A 447-nucleotide genomic window follows, 5' to 3' on the forward strand; every position below is an offset into this window, starting at 1 on the left:
TCGCGCGCGAGCTGATCGCCGAACTGCAGCGAGACCCGGCACCCGGCCGGCAGCACATGCCGCCGCCAGGTCGCGAGCACGGCGCCGCGATAGCCGCAGATCCCGAGCAGCGCCTGAAGCTCGCCGGCGGTCAGCATCCAGTCCGGCGCCGGTTCGGCGATGGGCGGCACGGCGGCCATCGCGCGATTACCTCGCCGCCGGGGTCGGGCCGCCGAGCAGGCCCGACAGCGCGAGCTCGTTGATGACGGGCGGATTCTGCTTCAACAGTTCGGCGATGTAGGCACGCCGCAGCATCGCCGCGCGCTCGCTGCGCATCTGCTGGACCAGCAATTCGCGCACCTCCGGCAAGGTCCGGGTGTAGGAGGCCTTGGTGTCGGTGAGCTTGATGATGTGCCAGCCGTCGTCGAGCTTGATCGGCTCGGCGATCGCATTCTTGGCGAGCGCCAT

Annotated in this window: 1 protein-coding gene; it reads right to left on the reverse strand. The window is 70.0% G+C overall.

The window, feature by feature from the left end:
* Positions 1-186: 186 nt before the first annotated feature.
* Positions 187-447: peptidylprolyl isomerase (locus OZ411_RS43105; RefSeq protein ID WP_282532828.1), on the reverse strand; the 261-nt coding region annotated here is incomplete at its 5' end.

This window comes from Bradyrhizobium sp. Arg237L, from assembly GCF_029990105.1.
Lineage (GTDB): Bacteria > Pseudomonadota > Alphaproteobacteria > Rhizobiales > Xanthobacteraceae > Bradyrhizobium.